We start from the raw sequence: 18,914 nt of genomic DNA on the forward strand, positions 1-18,914 counted from the left end.
CACCCGTACCGCCCTCGCTCTGTCTGCCCGTACCGCCCTCACGCTGTCCGGACAGCGGATCAGAGCTGCGTGACGTCCAGCTCGCCGCCCGCGTACTGCTTGCGGATGACCTTCTTGTCGAACTTGCCGACGCTCGTCTTCGGCACGGACGGGATGACCGACCAGCGCTCGGGCAGCTGCCACTTCGCGATGCCGGAGTCGGCGAGGAAGGCGCGCAGCGCCTCGTAGTCGGCGGTGGCGCCCTCCTTGAGGACGACCGTCGCGAGCGGGCGCTCGCCCCACTTGTCGTCCGGAACGGCCACGACGGCCGCCTCCGCGACGTCCGGGTGCGCCATCAGGGCGTTCTCCAGTTCGACGCTGGAGATCCACTCGCCGCCGGACTTGATGACGTCCTTGGCGCGGTCGGTGAGCGTGAGGAAGCCGCCCTCGCTGATCACACCGACGTCACCGGTCTTCAGCCAGCCGTCCTCGCTGAACTTGTCCTCGGGGCGCAGCATCTCGCCGTCCGCGCCGCCGTAGTACGCGCCCGCGATCCAGGGGCCCCGTACCTCCAGCTCTCCGGCCGAGCGGCCGTCCCACGGCAGGTGCTCGCCGCCCGGCCCGACCAGCCGCGCCTCGACGCCGGCCGGGAAGCGGCCCTGGGTGACGCGGTAGGGCCACTCCTCCTCGGCGGTCAGCCCTGCGGGCGGGTTGGCCATGGTGCCGAGGGGGGAGGTCTCCGTCATGCCCCAGGCGTGGCAGAGGCGCACGCCGAGCTTGTCGTACGCCTCCATGAGGGAGGGCGGGCAGGCGGCGCCGCCGATCGTGACGTTGGCCATGGAGGTGAGGTCGCGCGGGTTCGCGGTGACCTCGGCGAGCAGTCCCTGCCAGATGGTGGGGACGGCGGCGGCGTGCGTGGGGCGCTCGCGCTCGATCATGTCGGCGAGCGGCGCGGGCTGGAGGAAACGGTCCGGCATCAGCATGTTGACGCCGGACATGAACGTCGAGTGGGGCAGCCCCCACGCGTTCACGTGAAACTGCGGCACGACCACAAGGGTCGTGTCCTTGTCGGTCAGGCCCATCGACTCGGACATGTTGACCTGCATGGAGTGCAGGTAGATGGAGCGGTGGGAGTAGACGACGCCCTTGGGGTCGCCCGTCGTGCCGGAGGTGTAGCACATGGCGGCGGCCTGGCGCTCGTCCAGCTCGGGCCAGTCGAAGGTGGTGGGGCGGCCGGCGAGCAGTTCCTCGTAGTCGTGCACGCGCACCGCCGCGCCGTCCAGGACGGAACGGTCGCCGGGGCCCGACACGATCAGGTGTTTCAGCGACGTCAGCTGGGGAAGCAGCGGCGCGATGAGCGGCAGCAGGGAGCCGTTGACGATGACGGCCCGGTCGTCGGCGTGCTTGACGATCCAGACCAGCTGTTCGGCGGGGAGGCGGAGATTCAGCGTGTGCAGGACGGCGCCCATGGACGGAATGGCCAGGTATGCCTCGACATGCTCCGCGTTGTTCCACATGAGCGTCGCGACGCGCTGATCTGCGTCGATGCCGATTTCGTCGCGCAGGGCGTTGGCGAGCTGCGTGGCGCGCCGGCCGATCTCGGCGAAGCTGCGCCGGTGCGGCTCCGGCACTCCGGTCCAGGTCGTGACCTGCGACTTCCCGTGAATCGTCATCCCATGCGTCAGGATGCGGGTGACAGTCAGCGGTACGTCCTGCATGGTGCTCAGCACGGCGTCCTCCCGGTAGGCGCTACGCGGCAGTAGGGTTCCGCTGATTCTGCTCACATACCGAGCGGTATGTCACTAGCCGCGAGGGTACGAATCGGTGACGTCCGCCAATTTCGTACCGTCCGTGACGGACAACGGACGTTTCCGTTCCGCTTTACGTTCCGCCTACGGGGGGATCGGACCGGAGACGCTGCTGTACGGGGACGGCGCGGCGAAACCGGTGTCGGCGGGCCGGGTCGTGACGCGCCCGCTCAGCGGACCGGCGTCAGCTCCGGGTCCAGGCGCAGCTTCCCGAGCGCACGGGAGACCGCGCTCTTGACCGTGCCGACGGACACGCCGAGCACCTCGGCGGTCTGCGCCTCGCTCAGGTCCTCGTAGTAGCGCAGCACGACCATGGCCCGCTGCCGGGTCGGCAGCTTCAGCACCGCGCGCCACATGGCGTCGTGCAGCGACTGCCGCTCCGCGGGGTCGGGGCCGGGCGCCGCCTCCTGCTCGGGCAGTTCGTCGCAGGCGAACTCGTCGACCTTGCGCTTGCGCCACTGCGAGGTTCTGGTGTTGAGAAGGGCCCGGCGCACATAGCCGTCGAGCGCCCGGTGGTCCTCGATCCGGTCCCAGGCGACGTACGTCTTGGTGAGCGCCGTCTGCAGCAGGTCCTCGGCGTCGCTGGGGTTGGCGGTGAGCGAGCGCGCGGCCCGCAGCAGCACCGGCCCGCGCGCCTCCACGAACGAGGTGAACGAGGGATACGGGAGGTGCGGCGCCACCGACGCGCGCGCACCGCGCGAGGGGCGCGCGGGGGCGCCCGATGTGCGCGCCGGCGCGAAGCTGCGTACTGCGGCCGACGTGCGTACCGGTGCGGCCCCCCTGTGGGTGCCCGTACGGACTGGCGTGGTCATGGCTCCACGCTAGGAGCGGGGCCCGCCCGCCGGATCGCCCCCAGGTCCCGAAACCTCGTCCCCCTCAGGGTGTAGGACCGGTCCCCGCTCGACCTCCTACGGGTGGAGGAGAGGGCACCCCGGTACTCCGGGTCACCCCTGAGACGAACCCCCGGGGCGCGGGCCGCGTAGAGACCTCCCGAAGGGGGAAGACAGGGCGGACCCGGCCGGATTCGAACCGGCGTCCTCACGGTTTTGGAGACCGCGCGCGACGACCTCTGCGCTACAGCCCCGCCCCTGCCGTCATCCTAGGACCCCGCCCCGATCGCCTCTCCACTCTGCGATGCTGAAAACCGATCAGGAGGGGGATCACGATGCGGTGGAAGGTTCACGGGGAACGCCCGGTCTACGAGAACAGCTGGCTCAACCTGTGGCTGGCCGACATCGAGACCCCGGACGGCAACCGCTTCGAGCACCACGTCGTCAAACTCCGTCACCTGGCCGTGGCAGCCGTGGTCAACGAGCGGCGCGAGGTGCTGATGATGTGGCGGCACCGCTTCATCACGGACACCTGGGCCTGGGAACTGCCCATGGGTCTGGTCGAGGACGACGAGACACCGGCCGAGGCGGCGGCCCGCGAGGTCCTGGAGGAGACCGGCTGGCGCCCCGGCCCGCTGAAGCCCCTGATCTTCGCGGAACCGGCCGCCGGCATCACCGACTCCGAACACCACCTCTTCCTCGCCGACGGCGCCACGTACGAGGGCCCGCCGACCGAGAGGAACGAGTCCGACCGCATCGAGTGGATTCCGCTGACCGACCTCCGGGGCATGATCGACCGCCGCGAGATCGTCAGCAGCGGCACCCTCGTCGGCCTGCTCTACATCCTCATGGACGAGTCGATCCGCTGACCCGGCAAGCCGAAGGGCGGGCCTCCACCAGGAGACCCGCCCTCTTCGTCACTGCGGTGGGTGTGGGATTTGAACCCACGGTGACTCGCGCCACGACGGTTTTCAAGACCGTTCCCTTAGGCCGCTCGGGCAACCCACCCCGCGCCGGGCGGTCGGTGTGGACCGGTCCGGCGCGGGGAACAGCCTAGCCGGTCAGCTGTCGCCCTTGCGCTCGCCCAGGGTCACTTCGGCCGTTGCCGTCTTGCCGTCGCGCTCGTAGGTCAGGGTGACGCGGTCGCCCGGCTTGTGGGTCCAGATCTCGCCGATCAGGGTCGGGCCGCTGTCGATGACGGTGTCGTTGAACTTCGTGATGACGTCGCCGGCCCGCAGGCCCGCCTTGGCCGCCGGGCCGTTCTTCGTGACCGCGTCCGTGCCGCCCGCGCCCCGGTCCGCGATGACGGCGCCGCCGTTCTTCTCGTCCATCGTGACCGTCGCGCCGATGACCGGGTAGACCGGCTGACCGGTCTTGATCAGCTGCTGGGCGACGGTCTTCGCCTGGTTGATCGGGATCGCGAAGCCGAGGCCGATGGAGCCGGCCTGGCTCTGCCCGATGCTGCCGGTCGACTGGATCGCCGAGTTGATCCCGATGACCGCGCCGCCCGCGCTGAGCAGCGGGCCGCCCGAGTTGCCGGGGTTGATCGAGGCGTCCGTCTGCAGGGCGCTCATGTACGAGTTGCTGCCGCCGTTGCCGTCACCGGAGGCGACCGGGCGGTTCTTCGCGCTGATGATGCCCGTGGTGACCGTGTTGGACAGGCCGAACGGGGCACCGATCGCGATCGTCGAGTCGCCGACCGCCACCTGGTCCGAGTTGCCAAGCGGCAGCGGGGCCAGCGACTTCGGCGGGTTCTTCAGCTTGATGACGGCCACGTCGTAGCCCTGCGCCCGGCCGACCACCTCGGCGTCGTACTTCTTGCCGTTGGAGAACGTCGCCGTCAGCTGGCCGCTCTCCGCGGCGGAGGCCACCACGTGGTTGTTCGTGAGGATGTGGCCCTCCTTGTCGTACACGAAGCCGGTGCCCGTGCCGCCCTCGCCGTTGCCGCCCTGCGCCTCGATCGTCACCACGCTCGGCAGCGCCTTGGCGGCCACACCGGCGACCGTGCCCGGGTCGCGCTTGAGGTCCTGCGGGTTGGACGAGGCCGCGACCGTCGTCGAACCGGAGTCGTTGTTGCGGTCCGCCGCCCAGAAGCCGAGGGCGCCGCCGATGCCGCCCGCCACCAGCGCGGCCACCACCACGGCGGCCACCAACCCGCCCCCGCCCCGCTTGCGCGGCGACTCGTGGGTCTGCGGTCCGCCGGGCGCGCCCCACACCGGGCCGCCGCCGCTGCCGTACGCCGTCTGCGCGTACGCCGGGGCGGCGGGCGGAGGCGGCGGCGGCCAGCCGGCGTCGGCCGCGGACTGCGGCGGGGCCGGAGGCGCGTACTGGGGGGATGCCGGGACCGCGGCCATCTGCGCGGTCGCCCCGTCCGGCACGGGATACGCGGGGTGGGCCTGCGGCGCGGGGGAGGCCGGCTGCGGGTCCGGCGTACCCGGTGCGGGCTGCGGGGCCGAGGTGGCCGGCGCCGCGTGCGGGTCCGGTGCCGCCGGGGGCGTCGCGGCGGGGGGCGTGTCCTCGGGGTGCGCCTGGGGAGCGTCGGCCGGCACGGGAGGTGCGGACGGAACGGACGAGGCGCCCTCGGCCCCGGTGCCCTCGTTGCCCTCGTTCTCTGTGCTCACAGCTCTTTACTCCTCGGTTCCACGTCAGTCGTTCGGCAAGAGATCCGCTGTGTACGTGTCTGGAGTCAGCTTTTCCCACAACACGTCAGGCCACTGTAAGCAGGAGCTGTGCATCCGCGCACGGCCCTTACATCGGACAAAACGGGCCCGCGTCGCAAGCTGCCCACAGCCGTCTTCCCGCGGTGACACCATGACTCGGTGACCCAAGCACGGCAGCAGCACCCCATGCAGCATCCCATCCAGGTCATCGCCCACCGCGGCGCGTCCGACGACGCGCCCGAACACACCCTCGCCGCGTACCGCAAGGCGATCGAGGACGGTGCCGACGCCCTGGAGTGCGACGTACGCCTGACGGCCGACGGCCATCTCGTCTGCGTACACGACCGCAGGGTGAACCGTACGTCCAACGGGCGCGGCGCGGTCTCCGCCCTGGAGCTGAACGCCCTCGCCGCTCTCGACTTCGGCTCGTGGAAGGACCGCGACGAGTCCGAGTCCCCCGACTGGGACCCGGTACCGGGCGAGCTGACCTCCGTACTCACCCTCGAACGACTGCTCGAACTGCTCGTCGAGACGCGAGCCGCCGGGCGGCCTCTCCAGCTGGCCGTCGAGACCAAGCACCCCACCCGCTGGGCGGGGCAGGTCGAGGAGCGGCTGCTGCACCTGCTGAAACGCTTCGAACTCGACGCGCCCCCACCGACCGGCTCCCCGTCACCGGTACGCGTCATGAGCTTCTCGGCCCGCTCGCTGCACCGCGTCCGGGACGCCGTACCCCATCTGCCCACCGTGTACCTGATGCAGTTCGTCTCCCCCCGGCTGCGCGACGGGCGGCTGCCCGCGGGCGCGCGGGTCGCCGGCCCCAGCATGCGGATCGTGCGCAGCCATCCCGGTTACATCGAGCGACTGCACCGGGCGGGGCACCGGGCCCATGTGTGGACGGTCAACGAGCCGGAGGACGTCGATCTGTGCGTACGGCTCGGCGTGGAGGCCATCATCACCAACCGGCCCAAGCAGGTCCTGGCCCAGCTGGGCCGCTCGTAATACCTGCATACCTGCGCATCTGCACATGGGTAGATCAACTACAGGGAGTACACCGGCGCACTCGGAGTGTGCCCGATCGTGTCGAGTGCGTCACTGACAGACCCTTGGCCGGTTTCCGGCAGAGCCCTGGAGGGCATCCACACCGTGGCGTGGGGGCAAAGGAGGTCTCGGGGGTGGCGTTGATGGTGGCACAGGAGGTGCCCACGTCGTCGAGCATGGCCGTTCCCCATGGTCCTGCGGGCGTGGGTCGGGCAAGGCGACGGATGCGCGAACAGCTGCGCAGCCACGGGGTGTCGGATTCGGTCGTCGACGACGCGGTGCTGATTCTTTCCGAACTGCTCAGCAACGCCTGCCGGCACGGCAGGCCGCTGGGCCGGCAGACGGAGCGGGGCGACGGCGACGTACGCGCCGCCTGGTGCGTCGACCGGACGGGCGGACTGACCGTCGAGGTGACGGACGGAGGCGGCCCGACCAGGCCGGTTCCGGCTACGCCTTCGGTGACCGCGCGCGGCGGACGGGGGCTCAACATCATCAGCGCCCTGGCCCGCGAGTGGGGCGTACGCGACGACGTCTCGGGCGAGGTCACGGTCTGGGTGCAGGTCGACGGGGACCACGATTCCCCGGGCCGGTCCGGCGAACGGCCGGGCGGGCGCGGCAGTGCGCGGACGACCGGTATGACCGGTCTGCCGAGCGCGCGGAAGACGACGGTCGTGCCGGGGCTCGATACGGCGGGGCTCGGTGTGCCGGGCCTCGATGGGCTGGACTTCACCGGCATGTTCGATGACGCGTTCGACGATGTGGGCTGAGCGCGCGGGCTGAAGGCGTACACCCGGCTCGTACGTCCGTTCCGCAGGCCCGGTTCGTACGTCGGGCAAGTGCCGGGTACCCGCCTCGGCGCCCGGACCGGGCAGTCGCGCGGGCTGTTGTGCCCCGGTGGGCGGCGGGACGGCTAGGGTCTGTGCGACAGATCGTCGCGGGCCCACGAAGATCCGCCGGAAACACCCCGGGCTCGCGGGCCGGACCGCACCGTCGCAATCGGGAGTAAGCCCACCATGGCGAAGAAGCGCCCTCAGTCCAAGGCCGGGAAGCAGCAGCTCAAGGACGGCGAGATCCCGGTCGTCGGGGCTCGTGAACCCTGCCCGTGCGGTTCGGGCCGCCGCTACAAGGCGTGTCACGGCCGCGCCGCGGCCCAGGCCGTGACCGAGCTGGTGCAGCGTCCGTTCGAGGGCCTGGCCGGGGAGTGCGACTGGGTCGCGCTGCGCGAGCTGGTGCCCGCGGCCACGGTGGAGCTGACGCTCAAGGACGGGCTGCCCGAGGGCGTGCCCGCGGTGACGCTGGCGACGGTCCTTCCGATGGCCTGGCCCGCGCTGCGCCGCGAGGACGGCTCCGTCCTGCTCGCGCTCCAGAACGACACCTCGTCCGGCGACCTGAGCCGGGACCTCGCGGACACCCTGCGGCGCGCGCTGGAGGCCGAGCCCGGTTCGCCGGTGGCCGCCCGCCGTGTGCCGGCCGACGGGCCCCGGCTGCAGGACCTGCTGGCCGCCGACGCGCCCTTCGAGCCGGTCGTGCACACCGGCTTCGAGTTCTGGGTGCCGGACGCGGAGAACGCCACGGCCGAGGTGTCCGCCTCGCTGGAGCGTGCGAACGAGGCGGCGATCCCGACCGCCCTGCTCTCCGGCGTGGACGCCGCCTACTGGTGCGAGACGCCGGAGAAGAGCCACCTGCGCTGGGTCATGCCGCACGCCGAGGAGCAGCTCCTCGACGCGCTCGCCCGGCTGCACGCGGCGGGTGAGACGTCGCTCGGCGAGGGGACCCGGCTGGTCGGTTCGTTCCGGGCGCACGGGCTGATGGTTCCGGTCTGGGACCTGCCGAGCGCGATGAGCGCCGAGGACTGCGAGAAGCCCGCCGCCGCGTTCGCGGAGCGGCTCGCGACGGCGCTCGCGTCGGACGCGCCGCTCACCGCCGAGGAGCGCAGGGCGCGGGGCGGCCTCACCAACCGCCAGGTGACGCTCAGCTGACGGTGTCGCCTACACGGTTCGGACGGTGACTCCCGTCACAACTACCCGTACTGGCAGGTAAATCGCTGTCCGAATACGCGAGATCGAATTTGCGAACGGCAGATCTCTTGTTACCGTTCTAGAAGCCCGGTCGCTGGTGCATCCCCCGTCGCCAGCGATCGGGCATCCTCATTTCCGGGTACGGCGCGCGCCGCGCCCACCGGGCCGCGCCGCCCCTCGTACGAGCCCCGCGCAGGCGCCCCGCAGACCCCCCCCCGGCTCCCCGCCGCCCCTCTTCCCCTCGCGGTGGCCCGCCGTCAGCCCTGCCGCACAGTACGGCGGTTGAACCCCCGGCGGACCGGGAACGACCGGCCGGGGCGCCATCGAAAGGCCCGGAGTCGCCCGGTTTCGCGACGCCTCGAATTCGTGCTCATACCGCACTGCGGAACAAACGGATGACGTGCTCGCGGTCCCGCCGTTTACCCGGAAATCGCGAAGAGGGGCAGAAGGGGACAGGGACGAACGTAAGGGTTTCACCGGAGATCGGACAAGGAAGCGAAAGAACTCCGTAATGAATGGAACCTAAAGGAACAAGAACGCATCAGAATCTGGCCAACCACGCTGCCAACCGTTCAGTACGCGAGTCTGCTGCCACCGTCCGGAGCACTCGCGCTCGCCTCGACCAGTGCGTCCAGCACGGCCCCCACATCGGGCAGCCAGGGCACCCCGCCGGAGGTGGCGGCGCCGGAGGAGGAGGCGCGCTTGGGGCGCGGCCCCGTAGCGCGCTCCGGCGCACGCTCCCAGCACACCTGTCCCGTACCGATCTCCGACGGCGGGAGGACCACGTAACCGCCCTCGCCGTGGAACCGCAGCGAACTGGGCACCCAGTCCTGGGCGTACAGCAGCTCACCGAGCCGTTCCAGCGTGTACGGGGCGACCAGCAGCGCCCACCGGGTGGGCGTCGCCACCACGGGCCCCGGCCGCAGGCCCGCCCGGTCGAGCGCGGCCAGGGCACCGGCCCCGGCGGCCGCCGGCAGGCTCAGGGCGCACGGCGCCCGCCCGCCCGTGGCGAGCAGCACCGGCGCGGCGGGCCGGTTCGTCCACCACCAGCGCACCATCCGGGCATCGGTGGTCGCGGCGAGCAGTCCGGGATCGAAGGGATGCGCGCCGGGCACCGCGCACTCGGGATCGGGGCAGGCGCAGCCGCGGTCACCGCGTCCGCCGGCTCCTCGCAGCCCCGCTCCGGGGACCACGGGCCACTGCCACTCCGTGGCGCAGGTCAGGGCCGCGTCGAGCCGGGCGGACCCGCCCCTGCGGCCGAGCCTGCGTCGCCTTCCGAGGATCTCGCGCATAAGCGCTCGTTCCTTTCCGTTGAACGCCAAGGGTCCGCCTCACATCGTGCGCGGTGACACCATGCCTGCGGATCTTCTGGGTGTACGTGCTCGTCGAGCCTGCGGTACGTGCTGCTCGTCGGTACCGAGCGTGAGCTGTGCTGAGCCGGATCGAGCTGCTTGCCGTCGTCATCGTGACGAGATACGAAGCGCACGGCGCGTCTGCCGTCCGTGCGTACGGCCTCGCCACTCGGGGGCGGGGCGCGGCCGTCTCAAAGGGAGGACGTCCGGGCACGCTGTGGGGTTCCGGGGTCGTGCGGGGCCGCCCCCGGCCATCCAAAGAATTACGTACCCAGCATGTCCGGAATGACGCTCCCCTGGGACTTCCCCCGGAGACGCACTCCCGTCGAACGCACCCAGTCGATCGCCAATGGGCATCACGGGGTGCTCTTTTTGGCCAAGTTGCTTAACGCATGGACACCGCGTTTTCCGGGGGGACAATGCTGGACATCGCCTCACTTGTACGTGTACATGTGGATGCACTGGTAGCGGCGCAAAATGACATGGGGGTTTGCGATGCTATTCGACGGAACGCACCGCTCGGAAAGCCGACGACCATGAGCGCACCGCACCTGCCAAGAATGGCTGGTATCGATCCCACAGTCCAGGTTTCGGCGCAAACTACCGAGCCCATCGATGAGGCCCGCGCGGCGCCCGGCGCCTTCCTCCAGGACCGGCTGGCCGGCTGGGTCTCCGATCTCACCACGCTCCACGAGCTCACCGAGCGGCTGGCCAGAACCAGCACCCTCGACGACGCGCTGCACGAGTTCCTCGAAGCCGGAGCCGCCCTCGTCGGCGCCCGCCGGGGCCTGGTCTCCTTCGAACCCTGCGACCACCGGGGCCCCGTCAGCACCATCGGCCTCGGGCTCGCCCACGCCGAACTGGGCCGGATCGAAACCGTGCCGCGCAGCGCCACCTCCTACGGCCGCGTCCTGGAGGGCCTGCCCAACCCGGACGGCCCGCTGACCACCACCGATCTGATCGGCGACCGCGGCCTCGACCCCCGCAGACGCGAGGTCGCCGCCGACCTCGGCTACGCCGCCAGCTACGCGCTGCCCCTCACCACCGACACGACCGGACTGCTCGGCGCCGCCGTCTGGCTCTACGACGAACCGGCGGAACCGCCCGAGCACCTGCGCCACCTCGTCGACCGGTACGCCGGATACGCCTGCGAGCACCTGGCCCGCCTGCTGGAACTGGAACGGGCCAGGACGGATGTCGCCACCGTGACCGAAGAGCTCCTGCCCACCCGGCTGCCCCGCGTCCCCGGCGTCCAGCTCGCCGTACGCCACGAGGTGGCCCCGCAGGGCGGCAACGACTGGTACGACGCGCTCGCCCTGCCGGAGGGCGCCCTCGGGCTCGCCGTGGGATCGGTGGGCGGCTCGGGGCCCAGCGCCCTGGCCGCGACGGGACGGCTGCGCGCCGGGCTGCGCGCGTACGCGGTGATGGAGGGCGAGGACCCGGTCGCCGTGCTCTCCGACCTCGAAGTGCTGCTCCGGCTCACCGAACCGGCCCCCTCGGCGACCGCGCTCTTCGCCTACTGCGAACCGGCCCGCCGCAAGATCCTGCTGGCCGGGGCCGGACACACCCCGCCGCTGATCATCGGCGAGCGCCGCACCTCGTACGTGGAGACCACGCTGTCCGCCCCGCTGGGCATGCTGTCCTGCTGGGAGGCGCCCAGTGTCACCATCGCCCCCGCACCTGGCGAGACGGTTCTGCTGTACACGGACGGGCTGCTGCGCCGGGCCGGTGACTCGATGGACCGGGCGTACGCGCGGCTCCACGCGGCGGCGGCGAGCGTCCCGAGGGCGCTGCGCCCGGACGCCGCCGCGGTGGCCGACCACGTGGTGCGCACCGTGCTGCCGGAGGGCGCCGGGCGCGCGGACGGCACCGAGGACGTGGTCGTACTCGCGGCCCGGTTCGACTGAGCCGCAGCGCACGCGGACCGCTCGCGATGTAAGAGGTCTTCCGGCCCTGGGCCCCCTTCCGTACGCCCGTACGATGGAGATGGTCCAGTGTCGTATCAAGGAGAACAGTTGTGTCTGAGGAGTTCCCGGAGACCCCGGAGACCGAAGAGACAGAGCCCGTCAAGCAGCGGAAGAACGGCCTGTATCCGGGCGTCTCCGATGAGCTCGCCGCCAGCATGAAGTCGGGCTGGGCCGACACCGAACTGCACGGTCTGGAGCCGATCCCCCAGGCCGGGCACACCGCCGACCGCCGTGCCGCGCTCTCCGCGCGCTTCCCCGGCGAGCGGCTGGTCGTTCCGGCCGGCCGGCTGAAGACCCGTTCCAATGACACCGACTACGCCTTCCGCGCCTCCACCGAGTACGCGTACCTCACCGGCGACCAGACCCAGGACGGCGTCCTCGTCCTGGAGCCGGTCGACGGCGGCCACGAGGCGACGATCTACCTGCTGCCCCGCTCGAACCGGGAGAACGGCGAGTTCTGGCTCGACGGCCAGGGCGAGCTGTGGGTCGGCCGCCGGCACGCCCTCGCCGAGGCCGAGCAGCTGCTGGGCATCCCCGCCAAGGACGTCCGCGAGCTGCCCGCCGCACTCGCCGAGGCCACCGGCCCCGTCCGCAACGTCCGCGGCCACGACGCCGGCATCGAGGCCGCGCTCACCGACAAGGTCACCGCGGAGCGCGACGAGGAACTGCGCGTCTACCTCTCCGAGGCCCGCCTGGTGAAGGACGCCTTCGAGATCGCCGAACTGGCCAAGGCGTGCGACATCACCGCGCGCGGCTTCGAGGACGTCGTCAAGGTCCTCGACAAGGCCGAGGCCACCAGCGAGCGCTACATCGAGGGAACGTTCTTCCTCCGCGCCCGCATCGAGGGCAACGACATCGGGTACGGCTCGATCTGCGCCGCCGGCCCGCACGCGACCACCCTGCACTGGGTGCGCAACGACGGCGCCGTCCGCTCGGGCGAACTGCTGCTGCTCGACGCCGGGGTGGAGACCAACGACCTCTACACCGCCGACGTGACCCGCACGCTTCCCATCAGCGGCACGTTCACACCGCTCCAGCGCAAGATCTACGACGCGGTGTACGAGGCCCAGGAGGCGGGTATCGCCGCGGTGAAGCCCGGCGCCGAGTTCCGGGACTTCCACGACGCCGCGCAGCGGGTGCTCGCCGAGAAGCTCGTCGAGTGGGGCCTGCTCGGCGACCTGTCGGTGGAGAAGGTCCTGGAGCTGGGCCTCCAGCGCCGCTGGACCCTGCACGGCACCGGCCACATGCTCGGCATGGACGTCCACGACTGCGCCGCCGCGCGCACCGAGGCGTACGTGAACGGCACGCTGGAGCCGGGCGTGTGCCTCACCGTAGAGCCCGGTCTCTACTTCCAGGCCGACGACCTGACCGTGCCGGAGGAGTACCGCGGCATCGGCGTCCGGATCGAGGACGACATCCTCGTCACCGAGGACGGCAACCGGAACCTGTCGGACAGGCTGCCCCGGCGCGCCGACGAGATCGAGGCGTGGATGGCCGGCCTCAAGGGCTGATCACCGGCCTGCCGTAGGTACGGGAGGGCGCCCTGCTCAGGACACCATGAGCAGGGCGCCCTCCCGCCATTTCAGGACCTTGTCGAAGCTCACCACCGCGCCGGCGCGCCCCGGGCGGTTGCCGAAGTGCACATGGTCGGCGAGCTGTTCGATCAGGCACAGGCCCCGTCCCTCCTCGGCGGTGACGGGCGGATGCGACGCGTACTGCGAATCCGGCAGTCCGCTCCCGGGCTGCCGCCCGGAGGTGTGCGGCCCGGAGGTGTGCGGCCCGGTGTGTGCGGGGAATCCGGGCCCCGAATCGGCGACTTCGATACGGCACTTCTCGCCGTCCAGATACGCGGTGACCCGGTACTGGCCGCTGGTCGTGGCGGACGGCTCCTCCCAGGCGTCCCGGTCCCTCCCGGAAGCGCCGGAGGCGTCGTCGCGCTCCCCGCCGTGCTCGACCGCGTTCGCACAGGCTTCGCTGAGCGCGAGAGACAGGTCGAAGGAGATGTCCGGGTCCACGCCCGCGGATTCCATCGTGCCGAGCAGGAACCGGCGGGCGAGCGGGACGCTCGCAGCGTCGCGCCGCAATTGGAGTGACCACCAGATGCTCATGCTCCGGCCTCCTGGTTGCGGCTAGACATACCGATACGTATTGCCGCGCCGGGGCGGTCGTAAGCACGCGCCCGCCCCGAGACCACTCATTCAGCGGATGGCCGGATGCGCCACTTCGGTGTAATCGCGTCCCACCAGCCCCTTTCCGGACCGCCCTCGCCCCTCCTGAACCCGTCCGAACAGCCCCGCTCGCACCAATCCGCCCGGAAGACGACCTTCCGGACCTGCCGTACGGGGGCGGGGGGCCGGGTGCGATGATGGGGCCGCCATGTCTGTGTCTGTGGGACGCGCCGGAGCCGGTCTGCGGCTACTGAGGGCCGCGGTGTTCGCCGCGGTCTGCGTCGCGTTGTCCGCTGCCGGGCATGCGCTGGCCGCCTGCGCGACCGTCCCCTGGTGGACCCTGCTCGCCGCGTTCCTCGGTGTTCTCGCGGTGGCCGTCCCCCTCGCGGGGCGCGAACGCTCCCTGCCCTCCATCGCCGCCGCCCTGGCCGGCGGACAGCTCGCCCTGCACGTCGTGTTCGGGGTGGGCACGCACACCGCCACCGCCGCGACCGGGCCCGCCGCCGGCGACGACGCGCTGATCCGGTTCGCGGCGAGCATCGTGTGCGGGGCCGGTCCCGCCCAGCTGAACGCCGCCGACGCGCGGGACATCGTGAGCACCGCGGGCATCGACCCGGCGACGGTGACCGCCCAGGCGCACCAGCACCTGGCCGCGGCACCCTCCGGCACCATGTCCGCCCTCACCGGCACGCTGCCCGGCCTGCCCATGCTGCTCGGGCACCTGCTGGCCGCCCTGGCCACCGGGTGGCTGCTGCGGCGCGGCGAGGTCGCCCTGTTCCGCATCGCCCGGCTCTCGGCCCACGGCGCGCAGCAGCTCGCGGCCGGGGCCCGGCTGCGGGCACTGCGGAACGCGTTCCGCCTCGTCGCCGCGCTGCGCTCCGGTCTGTCCGGCGAGTCCGCTACCGGGCCGCGCATCCCCCGTACGGCCGCGGACGCACCGTGCCCGGCCACCGGGGACACCCTCCAGCACATGGTGATCAGGCGCGGACCGCCCTCCGTACTCGCTCTCGCAGCCTGACGCGACGCCCTCCACGCGATGCGTACCGGCCCGTGCTCCGCGCCCTTCGGCGCGAGCGGGACCGGGCGCGGAGCACGCCCGTACGGAGGCGGTGTCGCGATGCCGGTGCGCACCCGCGCTCCGGAGCACCCTTCCCTCGCGCCTCTGTGGAGTGATCCCCCATGAACGTTTCCCGCATCGCCCTCGCCGGCGGCGTCGCCGCGACCACCGTGCTGATGCTCGCCGGTACGGCCTCCGCCCACGTCAGCGTCCAGCCGCAGGGCGAGGCCGCCAAGGGCGGCTACGCCGTCATCAACTTCAAGGTCCCCAACGAGCGTGACAACGCCTCGACCACCAAGCTCGAGGTCAACTTCCCGACCGACCACCCGCTGGCGTCCGTGATGCCGCAGCCGGTGCCCGGCTGGGACATCGAGGTGACGAAGAGCAAGCTGGCCGAGCCGCTGGAGATGCACGGCAAGACGATCAACGAGGCCGTCTCCAAGGTCACCTGGACCGGCGGCAAGATCGAGCCCGGCCGCTTCCAGCAGTTCCCGCTCTCCGTCGGCCAGCTCCCCGAGGACGCCGACCAGCTGGTGTTCAAGGCCATCCAGACGTACTCCAACAAGGAGGTCGTCCGCTGGATCGAGGTGCCCCAGGAGGGTGCCGACGAGCCCGACTCCCCCGCCCCCGTGCTCAAGCTGACCGCCCCGGCCGGTGACGGGCACGGCGCCTCCGCCGCGTCCGGCTCGGACTCGTCGAAGTCCTCGGACGCCTCGGACTCCGCCGAGAAGGGCAAGGAGACCGCCACCGCCTCGGCGTCCTCCGAGGACAACACCGCACGAGTGCTCGGCATCGTCGGCATCGTCATCGGTGTCGCCGGTGTGGCCTTCGGTGTCCTGGCCGGGCGCCGTCGTACGACCTGACCGGCTCCAGGGGGCCGGGACACCGCCCGGCCCCACCCGCTCCACCGACCCACCAGGAAACAGTGCTCCATGGTTAAGAAGATCGTGCCGGCCGCGGCGCTCGTCATCGCGGCCGCGCTCACCCTGTCGGCCTGCGGCAGCAGTGACAACGACAGCAAGAAGCCCATCGCCGAAGTGTCGGTGGAGGAGAAGACGCAGGCGGCGACGGTGCTCGACACGCCGTTCACCAAGCCGGACCTCGTGCTGACCGACACGCACGGCAAGAAGTACGACCTGCGCAAGGAGACCAAGGGCAAGCCGACGCTCATCTACTTCGGCTACACCAACTGCCCCGACGTCTGCCCGCTCATCATGAGCAACATCGCCATCGCCAAGAAGGCCCTGCCCAAGGCCGACCAGGACGATCTCCGGGTCGTCTTCGTCACCACCGACCCGGAACGCGACACCCCCGCCTCGCTCGGCAGCTGGCTCAAGGCGCAGGACCCCTCCTTCGTCGGCCTCACCGGCGACTTCCCGACGATCCAGGCGGGCGCCCGGCAGATCGGCATCGGTATCGACGCGCCGAAGAAGGAGAAGGACGGCACGGTCGTCTCCATGCACGGCTCGCAGGTCATCGCGTTCTCCCCGAAGACCGACAAGGGATACCTGGTCTACAGCGAGGACACCACGCCCGACGACTACACCAAGGACCTCCCCAAGATCGTCAAGGGGGAGAACCCGTGAACCGCCGCACGGCCCTCGCCGGCGTTCTGGCCCTGACCACGGGCCTCGCGCTGGCGGGGTGCTCGTCCTCGTCGGACACCCCGGACCTCCAGGTCATCGGCGGGTTCATGCCGCAGCCCGTCAACGACATGGCGGCCGGCTTCCTCGTCGTGCAGAACCACGGCACCGGGGACGACCGCCTCACCTCGGTCACCAGCCCGCTCTCGGACGACATCACGATCCACGAGACGAGGGACCAGGTCATGCGCAAGGTGGCCTCGTTCGACGTGCCCGCGGGCGGCGAGCTGAACCTCGAACGCGGGGGCAACCACATCATGTTCATGAAGCTCAAGCGGCAGCCCAAGCAGGGCCAGAAGGTATCCGTGGAACTGCACTTCGAGAAGGCCGGCGCGATCGAGGTCGACCTTCCCGTGAAGGAGACCACCCACAACCCGAAGAAGCAGTGAGGGACTGACCGCCATGACAGCCACCGCCCCGCCCTTCGGGCCGTTCCCGGCCGCCCCGCGACGGCCGCTCGCCGTCGCAGGACTCCTCACCGTGCTGCTCGGCGCGGTGCTCGGTCTGCTGCTGGCCACCGCGGCCCCCGCGTCGGCCCACGCCGCGCTCACCGGGAGCGATCCGCAGGACGGGTCGGTGGTCGCCACCGCGCCCAAGGAAGTCACCCTCACCTTCTCCGAGCAGGTCGCCGTCGGAAAGGACTCCATCCGCGTCCTGGACCCGTCCGGCGAACGCGCCGACACCCAGGCCGACCCGCTCGACCTGAACAGCGGGTCCACCGTGAAGTACGGCGTCGCCCTGCGCGACGACCTGCCCGAGGGCACGTACACCGTGGCCTGGCAGGCGGTCTCCGCCGACAGCCACCCGGTCTCCGGCGCCTTCACCTTCTCCATCGGCGCCCCCTCCGAGACCACCGTCTCCCTCTCCCGCAGCGAGGCCGGGGGCGGCCTGGTCGGCGCCCTCTACGACATCGCGCGCTACGCCGCGTACGCCGGGTTCATCCTGCTCGCGGGCGGCGCCGCGTTCGTCCTCGCCTGCTGGCGGCGCGGCGCGGGCGCACGCCCCTTGCAGCGGCTGGTCGTACGCGGCTGGCTGACGCTCACCGCGGCGACGATCGCGATGCTCCTCCTGCGCAACCCGTACACCGGTTCCGGGAAGCTGGGGGACGTCTTCGACCTCAACGGCCTCAAGGCGGTTCTCGACACCAAGCCCGGCGCGGCGCTGGTCTCCCGGCTGCTGCTGCTCGGCGCGAGCGCGCTGTTCGTCGCGGTGTTGTTCGGCGCGTACGCCAAGCGCGAGGACCCCCGCGAGAAGAAGGACCTCACCTTCGGCCTGGCCCTCGGGGGCGCGGTCATCGCCACCGGTATCGCCGGCACCTGGGCCCTGGCCGAGCACGCGTCCACCGGCATCCAGCCCGGCATCGCGATGCCCGTCGACATACTCCATCTGCTGGCCGTCGCCGCCTGGCTGGGGGGACTCGCGGCCCTGCTGACCGCGCTGTACCGCACGCCCGACCTGCCCCCCTCCGCCGTGCGGCGCTTCTCCACGATCGCCCTCGTCAGCGTGGTCGTCCTCGCCTCGACCGGCCTCTACCAGTCGTGGCGGCAGGTCGGCACGTGGTCGGCGCTGACCGGTACGGATTACGGGCAGCTCCTCCTCGTCAAGGTGGGGCTGGTCGCCGTCCTGGTGGGCATCGCGTCCATGTCGCGCCGCTGGACGGGCCGACTGGCCGCAGGCACCGCGACGGACGAGGCGGAGGCCGGCGCGGCAGCCGGGACCGACGCGGCGGCAGACCCCGACGACGCGGTGGACACCGATGAGGACGCCGCCGAGAGCGCCGCCCGGAGCGAGGCGGACACCGCCTCCCAGGACCCCGTACGGGCCGCTCAGCTCGCCCGGCAGCGGGCCGCCGTGGCCACCGCCGAGAAGAAGCGCATACGCGACGCCGACCCCGGACGCTCGGGGCTGCGCCGCTCCGTGCTGGCCGAGGTCGGCGTCGCCGTGGCCCTGCTGGCCGTGACCACCTTCCTCACCTCCACCGAGCCCGGCCGTACGGAGGAAGAGGCGGCCCGCTCGTCGTCGCCGGCAGCGGCCGCGCCCGTGCAGAGCGGCCCCGTCAGCCTCACCCTGCCGTTCGACACGGGCGGCGAGAACGGCAAGGGCACGGTACGGCTGGACATCGATCCGGGTCGCACCGGAGCCAACGTGATCCACCTGTGGATCGACGACCCCGCCAAGAAGCCCATGGACGTCCCCGAGGTGAAGCTCGCCTTCACCCTGGAGTCGAAGGACATCGGCCCCCTCCCGGCCGTCCCGGCCAAGCTGGCCGAGGGCCACTGGACCGCCACCGGCCTCCAGCTGCCGATCGCCGGCGACTGGACGGTCTCGGTGACCGTGCGGACTTCGGACATCGACCAGGCAACGGTCAACGAGAACGCGAAGATCGGCTGAGCA

16 protein-coding genes and 2 tRNA genes are annotated in these 18,914 nt (G+C 71.6%); 11 read left to right on the plus strand and 7 right to left on the minus strand.

The genetic code is table 11. The features are described from left to right. Positions 1-59 precede the first annotated feature (59 nt). From OG710_RS13325 to OG710_RS13335, 3 genes are all read right to left on the minus strand, one after another. Entirely contained in the window at positions 60-1,709 is a 1,650-nt protein-coding gene (locus tag OG710_RS13325; protein WP_330239535.1) for a long-chain fatty acid--CoA ligase, read from the minus strand. Positions 1,710-1,957: 248 nt separating this feature from the next. Further along, positions 1,958-2,599: a SigE family RNA polymerase sigma factor gene (locus OG710_RS13330; RefSeq protein WP_330239536.1), complete on the minus strand. Its 642-nt coding sequence runs from the start codon at positions 2,597-2,599 to the stop codon at positions 1,958-1,960. A gap of 197 nt (positions 2,600-2,796) precedes the next feature. Further along, positions 2,797-2,871: transfer RNA gene (locus OG710_RS13335), tRNA-Trp, on the minus strand. A gap of 81 nt (positions 2,872-2,952) precedes the next feature. Between OG710_RS13335 and OG710_RS13340 the strand changes: the two genes are divergently transcribed. Then, complete coding sequence (locus OG710_RS13340) at positions 2,953-3,486, plus strand: NUDIX hydrolase (protein ID WP_330239537.1); 534 nt, start codon at positions 2,953-2,955, stop codon at positions 3,484-3,486. 54 nt (positions 3,487-3,540) lie between these two features. On the opposite strand, the gene OG710_RS13345 is transcribed toward OG710_RS13340, so the two are convergent. Together OG710_RS13345 and OG710_RS13350 are read right to left on the minus strand one after the other, a co-directional pair. Then, positions 3,541-3,625 (minus strand) — tRNA-Ser (locus OG710_RS13345). 53 nt (positions 3,626-3,678) lie between these two features. Further along, positions 3,679-5,238 carry a S1C family serine protease gene (locus tag OG710_RS13350; RefSeq protein ID WP_330239538.1) on the minus strand — a complete coding sequence of 520 codons (1,560 nt, stop codon included), beginning with the start codon at positions 5,236-5,238 and terminating at the stop codon, positions 3,679-3,681. A gap of 225 nt (positions 5,239-5,463) precedes the next feature. Here OG710_RS13350 and OG710_RS13355 point away from each other — a divergent pair, with 225 nt between their 5' ends. The 3 genes from OG710_RS13355 to OG710_RS13365 all read left to right on the plus strand — a co-directional run bounded on the left by OG710_RS13355 (position 5,464) and on the right by OG710_RS13365 (position 8,294). Beyond that, positions 5,464-6,276, plus strand: a complete 813-nt coding sequence (locus tag OG710_RS13355; protein WP_330242235.1) for a glycerophosphodiester phosphodiesterase family protein — start codon at positions 5,464-5,466, stop codon at positions 6,274-6,276. A gap of 263 nt (positions 6,277-6,539) precedes the next feature. Beyond that, positions 6,540-7,082 (plus strand): ATP-binding protein, encoded by a 543-nt coding sequence (locus OG710_RS13360; protein ID WP_330239539.1) that lies wholly within the window; start codon positions 6,540-6,542, stop codon positions 7,080-7,082. A gap of 246 nt (positions 7,083-7,328) precedes the next feature. After that, on the plus strand, positions 7,329-8,294 hold the full coding sequence (locus OG710_RS13365) for a DUF5926 family protein (RefSeq protein WP_330239540.1): 966 nt from the start codon (positions 7,329-7,331) through the stop codon (positions 8,292-8,294). Positions 8,295-8,905: 611 nt separating this feature from the next. Here OG710_RS13365 and OG710_RS13370 read toward each other — a convergent pair. Further along, positions 8,906-9,625 carry a bifunctional DNA primase/polymerase gene (locus OG710_RS13370; protein ID WP_330239541.1) on the minus strand — a complete coding sequence of 240 codons (720 nt, stop codon included), beginning with the start codon at positions 9,623-9,625 and terminating at the stop codon, positions 8,906-8,908. Between the two features lie 620 nt (positions 9,626-10,245). On the opposite strand from OG710_RS13370, the gene OG710_RS13375 reads away from it, so the two are divergent. Both OG710_RS13375 and OG710_RS13380 read left to right on the plus strand, forming a co-directional pair. Continuing rightward, entirely contained in the window at positions 10,246-11,592 is a 1,347-nt protein-coding gene (locus OG710_RS13375) for a PP2C family protein-serine/threonine phosphatase (RefSeq protein ID WP_330239542.1), read from the plus strand. 110 nt (positions 11,593-11,702) lie between these two features. Beyond that, complete coding sequence (locus OG710_RS13380) at positions 11,703-13,163, plus strand: aminopeptidase P family protein (protein WP_330239543.1); 1,461 nt, start codon at positions 11,703-11,705, stop codon at positions 13,161-13,163. A 36-nt stretch (positions 13,164-13,199) separates the two neighbouring features. On the opposite strand, the gene OG710_RS13385 is transcribed toward OG710_RS13380, so the two are convergent. Continuing rightward, positions 13,200-13,760 (minus strand): ATP-binding protein, encoded by a 561-nt coding sequence (locus OG710_RS13385; RefSeq protein ID WP_330239544.1) that lies wholly within the window; start codon positions 13,758-13,760, stop codon positions 13,200-13,202. 268 nt (positions 13,761-14,028) lie between these two features. Here OG710_RS13385 and OG710_RS13390 point away from each other — a divergent pair, with 268 nt between their 5' ends. The 5 genes from OG710_RS13390 (at position 14,029) to OG710_RS13410 (ending at position 18,911) form a co-directional block, all read left to right on the plus strand. Beyond that, positions 14,029-14,838: a hypothetical protein gene (locus OG710_RS13390; RefSeq protein WP_330239545.1), complete on the plus strand. Its 810-nt coding sequence runs from the start codon at positions 14,029-14,031 to the stop codon at positions 14,836-14,838. Positions 14,839-14,999: 161 nt separating this feature from the next. Further along, on the plus strand, positions 15,000-15,740 hold the full coding sequence (locus OG710_RS13395) for a YcnI family copper-binding membrane protein (protein ID WP_330239546.1): 741 nt from the start codon (positions 15,000-15,002) through the stop codon (positions 15,738-15,740). Positions 15,741-15,809: 69 nt separating this feature from the next. After that, positions 15,810-16,463, plus strand: coding sequence for an SCO family protein (locus OG710_RS13400; RefSeq protein WP_330239547.1), 654 nt, complete (start codon positions 15,810-15,812; stop codon positions 16,461-16,463). Beyond that, on the plus strand, positions 16,460-16,909 hold the full coding sequence (locus OG710_RS13405) for a copper chaperone PCu(A)C (protein ID WP_330239548.1): 450 nt from the start codon (positions 16,460-16,462) through the stop codon (positions 16,907-16,909). Before OG710_RS13400 ends, OG710_RS13405 begins: the two co-directional genes overlap by 4 nt. 13 nt (positions 16,910-16,922) lie before the next feature. Beyond that, a complete protein-coding gene (locus OG710_RS13410) occupies positions 16,923-18,911 on the plus strand; it encodes a copper resistance CopC/CopD family protein (protein ID WP_330239549.1) in 1,989 nt (662 codons plus the stop codon). Positions 18,912-18,914 lie beyond the last annotated feature (3 nt).

The sequence above is a fragment of the Streptomyces sp. NBC_00525 genome (assembly GCF_036346595.1).
Taxonomy (GTDB): domain Bacteria; phylum Actinomycetota; class Actinomycetes; order Streptomycetales; family Streptomycetaceae; genus Streptomyces.